The 460-nt window shown below is 69.8% G+C and carries 1 protein-coding gene; it reads right to left on the bottom strand.

Annotated elements, in window-relative coordinates; genetic code table 11:
* Positions 1-460, bottom strand: a 460-nt coding sequence (locus HWX25_RS33015) for a fructose-specific PTS transporter subunit EIIC (protein WP_244138842.1), incomplete at both ends; no start/stop codon positions are given.

Raw genomic sequence — 460 nt, 5'->3', positions numbered from 1 at the left:
AGGCGGCCTTGTTGACGGGGCCGCCCATGTCCACCGCCATCATCCCGCCGAGGATCGCGCCGAGCACCACCGCGCTGCCCGACTGCATCGAGCGCAGCCAGCCTTCCAGCGCATGCAGCGCCGCCGCCACCGGCGTGCCCACCACGTAGAGCATCAGCAGGCCGACGATCAGCGTCGACAGCAGCGGGATGATCAGCACCGGCTTCAGCCCTTCCAGGTTGCGGTGCAGCCGCAGGTGGCGATTGATCAGCAGCGCCGCATAACCGGCCAGGAAGCCCGACACGATGCCGCCGAGGAAACCGGCGCCGAGGCTCGCGGCCAGCATCCCGCCGACCATCCCGGGCGCGATGCCGGGCCGGTCCGCGATCGAGTAGGCGCTATAGCCCGACAACGCCGGCACGATCAGAGCGAAGGCCGACTTCGCGCCGATCTGGAACAGCGACCAGGCCAGCGTGACCTT

The organism is Burkholderia sp. BCC1640 (assembly GCF_902833125.1).
Classification (GTDB): Bacteria; Pseudomonadota; Gammaproteobacteria; order Burkholderiales; family Burkholderiaceae; genus Burkholderia; species Burkholderia diffusa.
Note: the sequence above shows the minus strand (reverse complement) of the source record. Positions and strands in the feature narration are given on the sequence as shown.